Raw genomic sequence first — 14,868 nt, forward strand, 5'->3', positions numbered from 1 at the left:
AGGTAAGACGGAGGGGCGGGTGCCGGTCAAGCCTATGCTTGAAGAATGGAAAGTGAAGGCGCGTCGCGCGAGCCGGCAAAGGCAATTGATCACCGGGCCCTCGCCGTTTCGATCATGGACATTTCCTTCGAAGTGCGGCGGAAATCGCACGAGGAAACCGGCGTGCTTCCACTGTCCGGAAGCGTCCTGGACGTCATCCGCGTCATTGAACGCCATCCGGGAATCACCGTCGCCGAGGTGGCTGCAAGGTTGGGCCGACAGCTCAGCAACACCAGTTCCCAGTTGCGGGAACTGGTGGACCGGGGGCTGGTGACGCGGACCCGCAGCGAGTCGGACAAGCGTTTTGTTGCCCTGCATCCCGCTCCCGAGGCGATCCGCATCAAGTCGGTTCTGGAGGGTGCCTGGGAAGGCGCGGTAGTCTCGGCCGGTTCCAGGCTCCTGCCGGCGGAGCGCAAGCAGTTGGCTGCGGCGCTTCCGGCATTGGAGCGGCTCGCGTCCATCCTGTCCGAGCCGGAGTGAGCAGAAGCACGTCAGCGTCCCCATCATCAATAGTTATACTTTTATAAGTAATTCTATTGAAAGTGGAGACCTGCGTGGAGACACAACTGGCAAGTGCCGAGACCCGGCCAGCCGAAAGAATCAACGGCACAGCCAACAAAGCCGGGAAAGGCAAGTGGACCGCCCTGGTGTTCCTGGCCCTGGCCCAATTTATGGTGGTGCTGGACGGGACAATCGTGAACTTGGCCTTGCCGCGCCTGCAAATCGACCTGGGCATCAGCGACTCAACCCGGTCCTGGGTGGTAACGGCTTACGCCCTGGCTTTCGGCGCCCTGCTGCTGCTCGGCGGCCGGATTGCAGATTTCTGGGGCCGCAAGCGAACGTTCCTAGTTGCTTCGGCCGGTTTCGCCGTCGCTTCCCTGATCGGCGGCGTGGCGCAACAAACCTCTGAGCTGATTGGCGCCCGGGCCCTGCAGGGCCTCTTTGCGGCATTGCTGGCACCGGCGGCACTGGCGCTCCTGACGGTGGCCTTCCCTGGCGGTAAGGATCGCGGCACCGCCTTCGCTATTTTCGGTTCCATCAGCGGAGTGGGCGCCGCTATCGGCGTGCTGCTCGGCGGGTTCCTCACCGACTACGTGTCCTGGCGGTGGTGCTTCTTTGTGAACATCCCCATCGCGGTCATCGCCTTGGCCGGCGTCTGGGCGAAGGTGCGTGAGAGCAAAGCCGACGGTCCCTCCAAGTACGATTGGCCCGGCGTCGTACTGGCTGCTTCAGGACTGGGCTCTCTGGTCTACGGCTTTACGAACGCCGAACACGGCTGGGACGCCCCGGAAGCCTGGGGGTTCATCCTCGCCGGCACGGTGCTGATGGTGCTGTTCGTCGTCGTCGAGAAGCGCGTGAAGCACCCCCTGCTGCCGCTGCGGGTAGCGACGGAACGCAACCGTGCGGCCGGCTTCCTGGCAGCATTCCTGTCCGGTGCGGTGCTGATCGGCGGCATCCTGTTCATCAATTACTTCATCCAGATCGTGCTGGGCTTCGCGCCGTTCATGGCCGGGCTGGCTTCCCTGCCCATGACGGCGGTGCTGATTGTGACCGCCGGAGTGGTGGCCAAGAACCTGCCCAGACTGGGAGCAAAGATTCCGCTCGCCGTGGGGCCGCTCTTCCTGGCGGCAGCCATGCTGTGGCTCACCCAGGTCAGGGCGGACAGCAGCTACGCGGTCATCATGCTGCCGGCCCTGGTCCTCATGGGTATCGGGCTTGCGCTGGTGTTTGTTCCTACGCAGAATCTTGCGCTCTTCGGGGTGGAACAGGACGACGCCGGCGTGGCCAGTGCCTTGGTGAACGCTTCGCAGCAGATTGGCGGTTCCCTGGGCATCGCCCTGTTCAGCACCATCGCCGCAGCAGCGACTGCTGCAACGGCCGGCCCCAGGCTGGAGGCACTGACAGCCGGCTACGCGGCCGTGTTCCTGTGGGCCGCAGTGGCTGCTGTCCTGATCGCGCCGCTGGGCCTACTGCTTATTACTATCTCCAAAAAGGCGTTCAGCGACGGCGATAACCGCCCGCAGGTCCACCTGGGCTGACCCGCTGGCCCGGGCAGGAGAAACCGCCATAATGTGACTATGGTCCCTGCCGACGGTCCCAGCCCCAACGAGCCGGTTCCTGCCCTCTGGCGGGAGCTGGCCCCGCTGTTGCCGGCAGGGATTGAGCTTGCGCAATGGTCCGGACCGCGCTGGTGGTGGGCTGGCCCGCTCGATGTTGAGGGCCTGGCCTTGGGCTCGCTCCAGGCGCTGGCCACGGTCGTGTCGGCAGGGGCGCCTTCGGCAGGAACAGCCCCCCGCATCTCGCTGGTGTCCGGGGGCGTTGCTGCCGCCTTCGCTTCCTTTGTGCACCTCCGGATTGACGATGCAGCCCCGGTGGGATTCGCGCCGCTGTCTGGATTCCGGCGCACCGCAGACGGCTGGGTCAGGCTGCACGCCAACTATCCGCATCATGAACGTGCGCTGCTGCAGGCCCTGGAAGTGACAAGGGCGGACGACGTCGATGCCGCCTTGCGGGATCGTCCTGCCATCGCGGTGGAAGAGGCAGTAACCGCACGGGGTGGGCTGGCGGCGGTGGTCAGGTCGCCGGAGGAGTGGGCACGATCCGCCCCCGGCCAGTCGCTTCTGGACGAGCCGTGGATCCGGATTGACACCGGCCCGGCCCCGCAACGGCCGGGGAACGGACGCACCGGCAAGGGCGTCCTGGATGGTGTTCGCGTGCTGGACCTGACCCGCGTGATTGCCGGCCCGTCCGGCACCCGGATCCTGGGCGCGCTGGGCGCCGATGTCCTGCGAGTGGATCCCCCGGAGCTGCCCGAGCTGGTTGAGCAGTACGTGGACACCGGATTCGCCAAACGCAGCGCTGTTGCTGACCTCAAACAACCCGATACCCTCAAGCGGATGCGGTCTCTCCTGGCTGAAGCCGACGTGGTGGTCACCGCCTACCGGGGCGGATCGCTGGCACGCTACGGGCTCGATGCCGCGTCGCTGCGGGCGGACTTTCCCGGGCTCGCGGTGGTTTCCCTTGATGCCTGGGGAGACCGCGGCCCGTGGGCAGGACGGCGCGGCTTCGACAGCATTGTGCAGGCGGCAACGGGCATCTCGCAGTTTTACGGCAGCGGCGAAGGCGGTGACTGGCGGCCCGGAGCGCTGCCGGTCCAGGCCCTGGACCATGCCACCGGCCTGGGAATGGCTGCGGCGGCCATGGCACTCGCATCCGCCCGTGCGAAAGGAATCAGCGGGTCCGCGCACCTCTCCCTGGCGCGCACCGCCCTGGAGTTGATGCGCCTTCCTGCGCCGCCGCCCGGCATGGAGCCGAGGGACCTGGACGTTTCGCTGCGCAATTGCCGAAGCGATTATGGTGGCCTCACCTTTGTCCCGCCGCCGCTGCTGGTCGACGGCCGGCAGCTCGAATACGGCTCCCTGCCGCAGCGCTATGGCAGCGCCTCGCTATTCTGGCGCTGAGCTGCTTGGGCGATTGACAGGAAAAGGTACGACGGCGGCACTTACCGAAGTGCCGCCGTCGTACTTTTAGTTCCTGTTCAGTTCGTACACATTCCTTGGAGCGTCAATGCTCCGATTTGGTGGTGGATTCGACGGGGACTTCGTTGCCGTCGCAGTCGATCAGCTTGCCGTTTTCGTAGCGGTCGCCATCGGCGAGCCACTTGAGGTCCTCCTCGCGCACGGCGCGGCCGGTCCCTGCCACAAAGACCGACTGGTTCTCCGAGTTCCCGGCCTTGAGGTGGTTGAACAGGAGGTTCAGGAGGATGGCCATCACCGCGGCGGAGCTGATGCCCGAATGGAAGATGGTGGCGAACCAGTCGGGGAACTTGTCGTAGAAGCTTGGGGCGGCGATGGGGATCATGCCGAAGCCGATGGACGCCGCCACGATGATCAGGTTCATGTTGTTCTTGTACTCAACCTTGGCCAGGGTACGGATACCACTGGCAGCAACGGTACCGAACAGGACGATGCCCGCGCCGCCCAGGACGGCCGTGGGAACTGCCGCAACGATGCGGCCCATCACCGGCAGCAGGCCCAACAGCACCAGGATGACGCCGCCCGCTGCAACAACGTAGCGGCTGCGGATACCCGTTACGGCAACCAGACCCACGTTCTGGGCGAAGGCGCTCTGGGTGAACGAACCGAAGACCGGGGCTACCAGGCTGGAGCCCATGTCCGCGCGCAAGCCGGCGGCTATCCGCTTGGAATCAACCTTGGTTCCAACGATCTCGCCGACGGCCAGGATGTCGGCCATGGTTTCGGTCAGGATTACCAGCACCACGATGGTCATCGAGATGATGGCGGCGACGTGGAATGTTGGCGCGCCCAGGTGGAACGGAGTCGGGAACGCAACAATCGGCCCTTCGCCTACCTTGGAGAAGTTGGCCATCCCGGTGATGACAGCGACGACCGTGCCCACGATCATGGCCAGCAGGATTGACAGCCGCGAAATGGTAGCGCTGCCAACCTTGCTCAGCAGCAGCACCAGGGCCAGGGTGATTGCCGCAAGGCCGATGTTGGCCAGGCTTCCGTAGTTCTCCGCGGTGCGGTTGCCGCCCATGGCCCAGTTCGCTGCAACCGGCATCAGCGTCAGGCCGATGGTGGTGATGACCGTGCCCGTAACTACCGGCGGGAAAAACCGGACAATCTTGGAGAACACCGGCGCAATCAGCAGGCCGATGGCCGCGGAAGCGATCACGGCTCCGAACACGGCGGGCAGTCCTCCACCACCGCTCACAATGGCCACCATGGTGGCGACGCTGGCAAAGGAAACGCCCTGCACCAGTGGCAGCTGGGAACCGAAAAACGGGATCCCAATAGTCTGGAGGAGAGTGGCGAGACCGCCCATGAACAGGGCCGCCGCGATCAGGATTCCGATGTCAGCGCTGGAAAGACCGGCTGCCTGGCCAACGATCAGGGGTACGGCGATGATTCCGCCGTACATGGTGAGGACGTGCTGGAATCCGTAGGCAAAGGTGCTTGCGAGCGGCAACCGCTCGTCTTCCGGGCGGGTTGACTGATGGCCTTTGCCGGCAGCGGCCGTAGCCGATTTCTTCTTGATGTTCATGGCAGACTTTCTTGGTTCATGGCAGACGCCTTCGTCTGGCTAACGTTGTCTGGCTAACAGGTGTGGCTGGTGTGATTTCGACGGGCTCAATCCCCGTCCGGGTGAGTTCGACAGGCTCAATCACCGTCCTGGTGGTTGAGCCTGTCGAAACCGTTGGATTTAGCAGAAGCCGGCGATGCCGTTCCAGGCGGCGCTGGCGGGGGCGGCGTCGTCGCGCAGGACTGTTGCTTCGATGAGCCCGTAGGGGCGGTCCGCCGCGAAGAAGACCTCATTGGGGTTGTCCAGGCCGAACGGCGTGAGGTCCACCAGGAAGTGGTGCTTGTTCGGCATGGAGAACTTGATTTCGTCAATCTCGGCGTGCGCCTCAAGCACTTTGGTGCCCATGTCGAACAGGGTCTGCTGGAGGGCGTGGGAGTAGTTCTCCGTGAAGCCTTCGAGCAGGAGTCCCTTGACGTCGTCGTAGTTCTTGTTGAAGTCCAGGGTGCTGAAATCTGTTCCGGTCTTGAAGCGCCAGCGCGCGGAAACGTCGGTGGCCAGAATGCGGTCGGTTGTTTCCGGCAGCGTTGTGTACTTGTCCTTGGGGTAGCCCACAAAGCCCGATTGGGTGGATTTGAGGACGGTCAGGTCCTTGAGCCCGGAGATGAGGTGCGTGGTGGCGCCGTCGCGGACCAGGACCGCGGTGCGGACTTCCTGGCCGTTGCGCACGAAGGAGTGGTCGTGCCCGGCGCCCTGGGCCTGGATACGGTCCCAGCTGTAGGACTCTGCTTCCCAGCGGCCGCCGGTGACCCAGTCGAAGCTGGACGTGAAGTGCTCGCCGAGTCGGAGCAGGAACGCTTCGGGTGAGCCCACACCTTCACGGGCGAAGGCATACACGGTGTTCTTCTGGGTGTCGGTTGCCACCACGTGGGCATTGTTGCCTTCGAGGTGCGCGGCCGCGAAGTCTCCCCGCAGCTGCGAGGTGACGTTGAGGTCTTCGATTTCGTGGCGGTCGGTGTCGCGGGTGATCTTGACGACCCGGACCTCGGCCTTTCCGTACTGGTTGTCGCCGAGGATGATCTTGCTGCTCATGGTCTGTTCCCAACTTCCGGTAAGTGGAACCTAGGCTCCATCACTGAAATTAAGCGCGCGTTTCAAGCGCGTTTCGGTGGCGCCGACCCAACAAAAAAGAGCCGGCATCCATTGATGCCAGCTCATTACAACCCTGCCTGCTGCTCCCAGGTTACGTGACGTGCGCCACGAATTAGCAACTAGCGTAGCCCAAGATGACAGTGAAGTGCATCACAATTTGGAAAATCCGATTGTGACCGGTGGACGGGCATCCATTGACTGCCGCGGCCGAGCGTTCTAGTCTTATTTCATATTACAAAACTTATTTCTCGCATTGCGGAATCAACAATGCGAGGGAGCGAAGCCACTAAGGAGGACATGATGGACCAGCACGATAAGGCAACCGTTGTACCGGCCCAGTCGGCCACCGCGGCAGCACAGGAGTTCTACCTGCCGCTGGGAGGCGGCACTGATCCTGATTTTCACCTGCCGGCAGACCGCGTCCACGTTCCCGGGCGCTTCTCGCGCTGGATCCACGGCCTTCCAGGCTTCAGCCGCCCGCAGGCCTAGACGGGCGGGGTCGTAGAGGAAAAATGCGGAGGGCCAGCATGGCCATAAGCGCAGGTACGGCCAATCCGAGCGCTGCGCCTAAAGCTACATCGTGTACGTAGTGGGCGCCCTGCAGGATTCTTCCGATGGCAACGAGGGAAGCGGCGCCGAGCGCGAGCCAGGTAACCAGAGCGCGACGGGTTGCGACGGAAATCACCAGCGCCGCCCCGAAAGCCAGAACCGCGTGATTTGAAGGAAGTGACCAGTCACCCAGGGCAGGACAGTCGCCCGCGAGGTTCCATAGCTGGCAGGGGCGGGGTTGTGCGAAAAGAAGCTTCAGGAGTTCGGAGAGAACGAACGCCAGAAAAATCCCCGCTGAGCAAGCGATGATCGCCGCACGCCGCGCGGTATGAGTCCGCCAGCAATGGACTAATGCGGCGAGGGTTCCACCGGCCAGCAGGATAAGAACTCCCTCGGAAACAAGTCCAATACCGGCTATTCCTGCGGCCGACGAAAGGCTCCGGGTGAGCGAGACGCTGAGGCTTCCCGGGACCGGGACCGTAAGGATCACAGCGATGAGGAACGCCATCAACGCCAGGGGCAGGCGCTGTTCGCGGGAAATCAAATTCATCATTCTCCGAAGCTACGCGGCCTCGGCAGGATGGGCATCCATCTGGAGTGCTAAGCGGACGGCCGGGGGCCTCATCCCTGGGTGGCATTCAGCCCACTATCCTGGCGCTGACCGCCTTGGGCGATTGTCAGGAAAGGGTCCGACGGCGGCACTTACCGAAGTGCCGCCGTCGGACCTTTTAGTTCCGGTTCAGTTCGTGGTCATTCCCGGTGGGCAGTCAGTGCTCCGGTTTGGTGGATGCGACCGGGACTTCGTTGCCGTCGCGGTCGATCAGCTTGCCGTTTTCGTAGCGGTCGCCGTCGGCAAGGCATTTGAGGTCTTCTTCCCGGAGTACCCGCTCGGTGCCGGCCACGAAGACCGACTGGTTCTCTGAGTTGCCGGCCTTCAGGTGGTTGAACAGCAGGTTCAGCAGGATGGCCATCACGGCCGCTGAGCTGATGCCGGAGTGGAAGATGGTGCCGAACCAGGACGGGAACTGGTCGTAGAAGCTCGGAGCGGCGATGGGGATCATGCCAAAGCCGATGGACGCCGCCACGATGATCAGGTTCATGTTGTTCTTGTACTCCACCTTGGAGAGCGTACGGATACCGCTGGCCGCAACCGTCCCAAAGAGCACGACGCCGGCACCTCCCAGGACGGGAGTCGGTACCGCCGCGACCACCCGGCCAAGAACGGGCAACAGGCCCAGGATCACCAGGATCAGGCCGCCGGCGCTGACCACAAAGCGGCTCTTGACGCCCGTGATGGCCACCAGGCCCACGTTCTGGGCGAAGGCGCTCTGGGTGAAGGAGTTGAACAGCGGGGAGATGGCGCTGGAGAGCATGTCTGCCCGAAGCCCATCGCCAATGCGTTTGGAATCCACTTTGGTGTCCACGATCTCGCCCACGGCAATGATGTCCGCGGAAGTTTCGGTGAGGGTTACCAGGATGACGATGAGCATGGAAATAATCGACGCGATCTCGAACACCGGGGCGCCGAAGGCGAACGGGGTAGGGAATGCGACGATGTCGCCCTGGCCGACTTTGGAGAAATCAGCCATGCCGAAAGCGAAGGCGATGAGGGTGCCCAGGACCATGGCCAGGAGAATCGACAAGCGCGAGATCGCAGCGCTGCCCACCTTGCTCAGCAGCAGGACAATCACCATGGTGGCGGCCGCCAGCCCGATGTTCGCCGTGCTGCCGTAATTGGGAGCCGTGCTGTTGCCACCCATGGCCCAGTTGGCCGCTACGGGCATCAGGGTCAGGCCGATAGTGGTGATGACCACCCCGGTGACTACCGGTGGAAAGAATCGGATGATCTTGGAGAAGAGCGGCGTGATCAACAGCCCGATCAACGACGCAGCGATGACTGATCCAAAGACGGCCTGGATGCCGCCGCCGCCATGCACGATGGCCACCATGGTGGAGACGCCGGCGAAGGAAACTCCCTGTACCAGGGGCAGTTTGGAACCAAAGAACGGAATGCCGATGGTCTGCAGGATCGTTGCCAGGCCGCCGACGAAAAGGCAGGCGGCAATCAGCAGGCCAATGTCCTGCGAGGACATGCCGGCCGCGGCGCCGACGATCAGGGGTGGAGCGATGATCCCGCCGTACATGGTGAGGACGTGCTGGAACCCATAGGCGAAGGTGCTTCCGAGGGGGAGCCGTTGATCCTCCGGCCGGGTCGACTGCTGGTTCTTGCCGGCGGCGGCCGCGGCCGATTTCTTCATGATGTTCATGGCAGACTTTCTTGGTTCAGGGCAGACGTCATTGTCCGGCCAACGGGGTCTGGCTAACAGTGTTTGCTACTGGGTGTGGCTGTGATGAGGTGGTGGGTGGTTTCGGTTTGGCAGAAGTTTGCTCATGGTCTGTTCTCAACTTCCGGTCAGTGGAACCTAGGTTCCATCACCGAAATTAAGAACGCATTTCAATCGCGTTTCCGGTGGCGCCGACCCAACAAAAAAGAGCCAGCATCCATTGATGCCAGCTCAGTGAACCTGTCTGCTGATCCAGGTGCCGTGACGTACGCCACGAATTAGCCACTAACCTAGCCCACGGTGGCGCTGAAGTGCATCACTATCTGAAAAACCCGATTGTGACCGGTGGCCGCGTATCAATTGATCCGGATTGGCATCTGCCGGCAAGACCGCGCCCATGCTCCGCACGCCTAGCCGTTCACTAGCCGGTGCGCCGAGGCGGAGTGCCTGGCGATGAGTTCGGGAATGTCCAGTCCCGGGATCTGGCCATCCAGCACCCGCCAGTGACCTGCCACCATCACACGGTCTGCCCGGTCGGCGCCGCAAAGCAGAAGCGCGGCGAGAGGATCGTGACTGCCGGAGAAGCGCAGGCCATCGAGCCGGAACAGCGCCAGGTCCGCCTGTATCCCCGGTGCGAGCTGTCCCAAATCCGGACGCCCAAGAACCGCAGCCGATCCCCGCGTGGCCCAACCCAGGGCGCGTTCCACCGGGACCTCTGCGCCGTAACGCAAGCGCTGCAAGTACAGTGCCTGCCTTGCCTCCAGGATCATGTTGGAGGCATCGTTCGACGCCGATCCGTCCACTCCGAGCCCAACCGGCACGCCCGCGTCCTCCAGTTCCAGGACGCGCGCCGTACCCGAGGCCAGCCGCATGTTGGAGGTGGGGCAATGCGCGACGCCGGTGCCCGCCGCTCCCAGCCGGCGGATCTCTGAATCCGTGAAGTGGATGCCGTGGCCCAGCCAGGTCCGGTCGGTCAGCCAGCCCACACTGTCCAGATAATCCACTGTGCGAAGGCCGAACATCCTCCGGCAGAACTCCTCCTCGTCCAGGGTTTCGGCGAGGTGGGTGTGGAGGCGCACATCCAGCCGCTCGGCCAGGAGGGCGCTCTCGACCATGATTTCCTTCGTCACGGAGAATGGCGAACACGGCGCCAAAGCGATTTGGATCATCGCCCCCGGTCCCCGTTCGTGGTACTGGCCCACCAGACGTTCACTGTCCTCGAGAACCACTTCCGGAGCCTGCACTGTTGACTGCGGCGGGAGGCCGCCGTCGTCCGCTCCCAAGGTCATCGAACCCCGGGTCAGGGTGGCGCGCATGCCCAGCCGACGGACTACCTCAACTTCCACATCGATGGCGTTCTCGAGGCCATCCGGGAACAGATAGTGGTGGTCCGCGGCGGTGGTGCAGCCGGAGAGGAGAAGTTCGGCCAGGGCCACTGTGCTCGCCAGCTCGAGGTCCCGGGGCGTGAGCCTGGCCCACACCGGGTAGAGGTTCTGCAGCCAAGGGAACAGCGCGGCGTTGGCGACCGGGCCCCACGCCCGCGTGAGGGTTTGGTAAAAGTGGTGATGGGTGTTGATCAGCCCCGGGAGCAGGACGTGGTTACCGGCGTCGAACATCATGTCGCAAGGAGCCGAAGGCTGTTGCCCGGCGGCCAGGACTTCGGCGATTATTCCATCGTGGACCACCAGGCCGCCGGAAGCGTCCAGCTGGTTGGCAGTGAAGACGGCCTGCGGGTTCCTGATCCAAAGACGGGAGGCGGAATTCTGGTTCATCGGGTTCCTTGCTCTGAGGTTGGCGGTGTACTTGCCAGCTCAGTGAACCTGTCTGCTGATCCAGGTGCCGGTGCATTGTCAGCGGCTTGGGGACCACCCTAGAGGCGTTGGAGCCCACCGGTCAAAGCGAGCAGCCAGGTGAACCGTCAGTTACCTTAAGCGAACGAGGTCCCGGAAAGCTACCCTGAAAGAACCTGATCTTGCGGATAACGGCGCTCCCGGGGGCTGCCGGGGCGCTGTCCTAACGAGGAAGCGGCAGGTTCACTGATGGCAACCTTACGAAGGGTCCCGCCGCTGGCATTGGTTGCCTTCATCGCTGCGGTCCTCCTTGGGTCGGCCAACTTTGTCGCGGTCCGGATCAGCAACCAGGAACTTGCGCCGTTCTGGGGCGCCGCCCTGCGCTTTGGCCTGGCTGCGGTGCTGTTTATCATTCTGGCCCTTGTCCTGCGCCTCCGATGGCCGGGTGGCCGGTTGCTGGCCCTTACGGCTGCTTACGGTGCCCTCGCCTTCGCAATTCCCTATGCCCTGATGTACTGGGCCCTGACGATTGCCACCGCCGGCTCCGCGGCTGTAGTCATGGCCGGCGTCCCGCTGGCGACGCTGCTTTTGGCAGTGGCCCAGGGACTCGAGCAATTTTCAGTGCGGGCGTTGGCAGGCTCCGTACTCGCCCTGGGCGGTATCGCGTGGATGGTCATTGGGTCACGGGGAATCAGCGTCCCACCGGAAGCGGTCATCGCCATGATTGGCGCAACCTTGGCCATTGGTCAATCCATCATTGTGGGCAAGCAGCTGTCCGGCAACCACCCCGTGATGACCAACGCGGTGGCCATGACCATCGGCGCCGGAATGCTGCTCACACTGTCCGCCTCGGTTAACGAAGTTTGGGCAGTGCCTGCCCGGCCCGATGTGGCAGCCGCGTTGCTGTACCTGGTGATTCTCGGGTCGTTCACTCTGTTTGTCCTGGTGCTCCTGGTTGTGCGGACCTGGACCTCCTCCGCGAGCTCGTACATGTTCGTCCTGTTCCCGGTAGGCACCATGGTTCTGGCAGCGTTGCTCATCGACGAACCAGTAACAGTTCCGGCAGCCCTCGGTGCCGTCCTGGTTGTGGCCGGCGTCTGGTTCGGAGCATTCGCCCGCCCCGCGGCCCCTCCTTCGCAACAACCTGCGAAAGGATCTTGATCAGGGTCGCGACGCAAGGCGTGGCCTGTCCCAGTCCCTCAGGACCATCCTTGAACGGGCACACGAGGATCAACAGGCGATGCCACGCAAATCCGGTTTGGGCGCTGGCCTGGTACCCAGGGTCAGCTGTTAACCGCCTCCAGCGAGGCGGACTTCGGGGTGCCGTTGAGGCTGAAGGTGTAAGTGTTCGGGCCGCTGCAGGTGACTGCGATGTTGCCTTTGCCCGTGTTGTGGCGGGCGGAGAGCTCGCTCACCAGGGAGTCAATGGTGTGGTTCATGGTTGACCGGTCCCAGATTTTGAGGGTCACGGCTTCAGTTTCAAACGTCATCGTTTTTGCTTCCATTCATGAAAATAGGGCCCCGCGCCTATGCGGAACCGCCTGAATCCATGGTGCCCAGAGCAATGATGCGGCTTCAAGCTGGATGCGGTTTGTTGCGAGTGAATCTCATCACAGCGGAATGAGCGGGGCCCATTGGGGACCGCACCCTGGCGCGCCGTGAACCAGTGGAAACAAGAATTTCACATCACGAAATTAAACTTCCAAAAACTATGGCGCAGATCACATCGAAGTGCTAATGTCGAGATTGCCAAGGCGGGCGCCCGGATCTTTCGGGAAGCTATCTACCAGGCGCAACTGAACCTTCAAATGCACATGCTGAAGCCTGGTAAATGCCGTACCGCTTGTTCTCCTCCGTGAGCCCCTGTCCGGATTTGCTGAGCTTCCGCACTTCAAGGGAGTCGCATCATGACCGCCACGGATCAACACATTCCGTCCCAGCAACCAGCACTGCCGGAAACCCAAGGGGCCCAGCAGTATCTCGCAAGGGCAATCCAACTCGCCACCGCCAACGTCCACAACAGCGGCGGACCGTTCGGCGCCGTCGTCGTCACCGCAGACGGCACAGCGTTCGACGGCGTCAACCGGGTCACTGCCAGCAATGACCCCACCGCGCATGCCGAAGTTACCGCCATCCGCACAGCATGCAGGGAACTGGGCACTTTCGACCTCAGTGGAGCGACGCTCTACACCAGCTGTGAACCGTGCCCCATGTGCCTGTCCTCGGCCCTCTGGGCGCGGGTGGAGCGCGTGGTCTTTGCCGCCGACCGGCATGACGCCGCGTCGGTCGGTTTCGACGACGCCGTGTTCTACGAGTACTTCGAGAACAGCAACCGCGACACCCTCATGCCGGTGGGCCGGTTGCACCTTACGGCGCAGGACGCGCCGGAAATCCTGGAACCCTTCAACACCTGGAACACGCTCGACTCCAGGATCGATTACTAGGGAAGGTGGCAGGGATGACACTCCTGAAGCCTGATCCGGCTGCAGTTGAGCCCACACCCGGATCCACCCCTCCGTCCGGCTCGTTCCTGGACAGCTTTTTCCACATCACCGCCCGCGGCTCCACCCTTGCCAGGGAGTTCCGCGGCGGGCTCGTGACCTTTTTTACCATGGCGTACATCGTCATCCTCAACCCGCTGATCCTGGGCGGCTTCGGCCCGGACAACGCACCTACGGACGTGGCAGGCAACTGGTTGTCCGCAGCGCAGGTGGGAGCCGTCACCGGCCTCACTGCCGGGGTGATGACCATCGTGTTCGGACTGGTGGCCAACCTGCCGTTCGGACTGGCCGCCGGCCTCGGCATCAACTCGTTCCTTGCTGTTTCGGTGATCCAGGATGTCACGTGGCCCGAAGCCATGGGGCTGGTGGTGATCAACGGCCTGCTGATTGTCCTGTTCGGTGTCACGGGCGCACGGACCGCAATCTTCCGCGCAGTGCCCAAGGAACTCAAGGCCGCCATCACGGTGGGGATCGGCCTGTTCATTGCGTTCATCGGGTTCGTGGATTCCGGCTTTGTCCGTCCGACGGCGGGTGGTCCCCCCGTTCAGCTGGGCACCGATGGCTCCATCACCACGCTGCCCACGCTGGTCTTTGTGCTCGGTCTTCTGGTGATGGGCATCCTGGTGGCCCGGAAGGTTCCGGGCGGGCTGCTGATCGGGATCGTCGCCTCCACAGTGCTGGCGGTCATCGTTGAAGCGGTCTTCAAAGTCGGTCCCGGCGGTCCGGATAACCCGGGTGGCTGGCACCTGAACACTCCCGTGCTGGCCAACCACCTGGTGTCCATCCCGGATCTGTCCCTGGTGGGCCAGTTCGATATGTTCGGCTCGTTCGGCAGGATCGGGGCGCTGGCCGCCACCATGCTGGTCTTCACCCTGGTGTTCACCAACTTCTTCGACGCCATGGGCACCATGACCGGACTCGCCAAGAGCGCCGGACTCGCCCACAAGGACGGCACGTTTCCCCGCTTGAAGTCCGCCTTCATTGTGGAAGGTATTGGCGCGGTGGCCGGCGGTGCGACGTCGGGGTCCTCCAACACCGTCTACATTGATTCCGCGGCGGGAATCGGCGAAGGTGCGCGCACCGGCCTGGCGTCGGTGGTGACGGGCGTGCTGTTCCTCGGATCCATGTTCCTGACCCCGCTTACCAGCGTGGTTCCGCTGGAGGTTGCGGCCTCTGCCCTGGTGGTGGTGGGCGCCATGATGATGGCGCAGATCCGCGAGATTAAGTTCAGCCGGTTCTCCGTGGCGCTGCCCGCGTTCCTGTGCATCGTCACGATGCCGCTGACGTACTCGATCGCCAACGGAATCGGCGTCGGCTTCATCGCCTGGACCGTGATCAGTGCGGCCTCCGGCCGGGCCCGGAAGGTGCATCTGTTGATGTGGGTGGTCTCGGTTGGCTTCCTGGTCTACTTTGCCCGCGGTCCGATCAACGTGCTGCTTGGCGCCTGATACCGCTGCTGCCGGACAAGCGCGACGCTTTCGGACATCCGCACCGGTAATCCCGGTTGCG

Annotated in this window: 13 protein-coding genes; 7 read left to right on the plus strand and 6 right to left on the minus strand. The window is 63.3% G+C overall.

What is annotated here, in order from left to right; translation table 11 throughout:
* Nucleotides 1-45: 45 nt before the first annotated feature.
* The 3 genes from ACWA13_RS00975 (at nucleotide 46) to ACWA13_RS00985 (ending at nucleotide 3,500) form a co-directional block, all read left to right on the plus strand.
* Nucleotides 46-519, plus strand: a complete 474-nt coding sequence (locus tag ACWA13_RS00975; protein WP_463936145.1) for a MarR family winged helix-turn-helix transcriptional regulator — start codon at nucleotides 46-48, stop codon at nucleotides 517-519.
* A 74-nt stretch (nucleotides 520-593) separates the two neighbouring features.
* Nucleotides 594-2,078 carry an MFS transporter gene (locus tag ACWA13_RS00980; protein ID WP_463936147.1) on the plus strand — a complete coding sequence of 495 codons (1,485 nt, stop codon included), beginning with the start codon at nucleotides 594-596 and terminating at the stop codon, nucleotides 2,076-2,078.
* A 39-nt stretch (nucleotides 2,079-2,117) separates the two neighbouring features.
* Nucleotides 2,118-3,500 (plus strand): CoA transferase, encoded by a 1,383-nt coding sequence (locus ACWA13_RS00985; protein WP_463936149.1) that lies wholly within the window; start codon nucleotides 2,118-2,120, stop codon nucleotides 3,498-3,500.
* Between the two features lie 103 nt (nucleotides 3,501-3,603).
* Here ACWA13_RS00985 and ACWA13_RS00990 read toward each other — a convergent pair whose 3' ends face one another.
* Nucleotides 3,604-5,106: a nucleobase:cation symporter-2 family protein gene (locus ACWA13_RS00990; protein WP_463936151.1), complete on the minus strand. Its 1,503-nt coding sequence runs from the start codon at nucleotides 5,104-5,106 to the stop codon at nucleotides 3,604-3,606.
* A 159-nt stretch (nucleotides 5,107-5,265) separates the two neighbouring features.
* Complete coding sequence (gene pucL, locus ACWA13_RS00995; protein ID WP_463936153.1) at nucleotides 5,266-6,174, minus strand: factor-independent urate hydroxylase; 909 nt, start codon at nucleotides 6,172-6,174, stop codon at nucleotides 5,266-5,268.
* A gap of 360 nt (nucleotides 6,175-6,534) precedes the next feature.
* Here pucL and ACWA13_RS01000 point away from each other — a divergent pair, with 360 nt between their 5' ends.
* Nucleotides 6,535-6,723, plus strand: coding sequence for a hypothetical protein (locus ACWA13_RS01000; RefSeq protein WP_463936155.1), 189 nt, complete (start codon nucleotides 6,535-6,537; stop codon nucleotides 6,721-6,723).
* Here ACWA13_RS01000 and ACWA13_RS01005 read toward each other — a convergent pair.
* From ACWA13_RS01005 to ACWA13_RS01015, 3 genes are all read right to left on the minus strand, one after another.
* Nucleotides 6,704-7,336: a phosphatase PAP2 family protein gene (locus ACWA13_RS01005; protein ID WP_463936156.1), complete on the minus strand. Its 633-nt coding sequence runs from the start codon at nucleotides 7,334-7,336 to the stop codon at nucleotides 6,704-6,706. The two genes, ACWA13_RS01000 and ACWA13_RS01005, sit on opposite strands and share 20 nt — an antisense overlap.
* 214 nt (nucleotides 7,337-7,550) lie before the next feature.
* The gene (locus ACWA13_RS01010) at nucleotides 7,551-9,050 is read right to left on the minus strand and encodes a nucleobase:cation symporter-2 family protein (protein ID WP_463936157.1); all 1,500 of its coding nucleotides are present in this window, start codon (nucleotides 9,048-9,050) and stop codon (nucleotides 7,551-7,553) included.
* Nucleotides 9,051-9,478: 428 nt separating this feature from the next.
* The gene (locus ACWA13_RS01015; protein WP_463936159.1) at nucleotides 9,479-10,840 is read right to left on the minus strand and encodes an 8-oxoguanine deaminase; all 1,362 of its coding nucleotides are present in this window, start codon (nucleotides 10,838-10,840) and stop codon (nucleotides 9,479-9,481) included.
* Nucleotides 10,841-11,107: 267 nt separating this feature from the next.
* On the opposite strand from ACWA13_RS01015, the gene ACWA13_RS01020 reads away from it, so the two are divergent.
* Nucleotides 11,108-12,019: a DMT family transporter gene (locus ACWA13_RS01020; protein WP_463936161.1), complete on the plus strand. Its 912-nt coding sequence runs from the start codon at nucleotides 11,108-11,110 to the stop codon at nucleotides 12,017-12,019.
* Between the two features lie 122 nt (nucleotides 12,020-12,141).
* Here the strand turns inward: ACWA13_RS01020 and ACWA13_RS01025 are convergent, their stop codons facing one another.
* Nucleotides 12,142-12,348, minus strand: a complete 207-nt coding sequence (locus ACWA13_RS01025) for a hypothetical protein (protein WP_463936162.1) — start codon at nucleotides 12,346-12,348, stop codon at nucleotides 12,142-12,144.
* 417 nt (nucleotides 12,349-12,765) lie between these two features.
* Here ACWA13_RS01025 and ACWA13_RS01030 point away from each other — a divergent pair, with 417 nt between their 5' ends.
* Both ACWA13_RS01030 and ACWA13_RS01035 read left to right on the plus strand, forming a co-directional pair.
* On the plus strand, nucleotides 12,766-13,302 hold the full coding sequence (locus tag ACWA13_RS01030) for a nucleoside deaminase (RefSeq protein WP_463936163.1): 537 nt from the start codon (nucleotides 12,766-12,768) through the stop codon (nucleotides 13,300-13,302).
* Nucleotides 13,303-13,316: 14 nt separating this feature from the next.
* Complete coding sequence (locus ACWA13_RS01035; RefSeq protein ID WP_463936165.1) at nucleotides 13,317-14,807, plus strand: NCS2 family permease; 1,491 nt, start codon at nucleotides 13,317-13,319, stop codon at nucleotides 14,805-14,807.
* The last annotated feature ends 61 nt before the right edge of the window (nucleotides 14,808-14,868 follow it).

This window comes from Pseudarthrobacter sp. TRD_SC_9, from assembly GCF_055361265.1.